The 591-nt window shown below is 64.3% G+C and carries 1 pseudogene; it reads right to left on the bottom strand.

The features are described from left to right. Positions 1-591: pseudogene (locus tag ACR0NA_RS21650) on the bottom strand (sulfoacetaldehyde acetyltransferase); the annotation flags it as partial.

The following is a 591-nucleotide window of genomic DNA, read 5'->3' as shown; positions in this document are numbered from 1 at the left end:
CCTCTTCGAATGACGGATAGGCGTTGCCGATGGCGCAGTTGTTGCCGATGTCCGAGCTGATGATCGCCTCTTTCGGCAGCGCCGCCTGAATGGCGCGCCATGCCATGCGCGGGCTCATCCAGTCGGGCTTGGCGGCACGGGCACGCTCGTTCCAGCTGGTGCCGGGATCGTCGTCCTCATGCGTCATCGAGGTCAGTTCCTGCGCCCAGGCCGATTTCTTCTGTGCGATGCGCTCCTTGCGCTCTTTACGGCCTTCGTCGCCGGCAGTGCCGCTCAGCTGCGCCAGAATGCCATTCGCCACCTTGGCCGCGTCGCCGACGATGCCGACGCTGACGGCTTTGGTCAGGCCAATGCGGTCAGGGTTGATGTCGACCTGAATGATTTTCGCATCTGCGGGCCAGTAGTTGATGCCATAGCCCGGCAGGGTCGAGAACGGGTTCAGACGCGTGCCGAGGCACAGCACCACGTCGGCCTCGCTGATCAGCTCCATCCCCGCTTTCGAGCCGTTATAGCCCAGCGGACCGGCAAACAGCGGGTGGCTGCCCGGGAAGGCGTCGTTGTGCTGGTAGCCGACGCAAACCGGCGCATCCA

The sequence above is a fragment of the Ruegeria sp. C11 genome (assembly GCF_056537725.1).
Note: the sequence above shows the minus strand (reverse complement) of the source record. Positions and strands in the feature narration are given on the sequence as shown.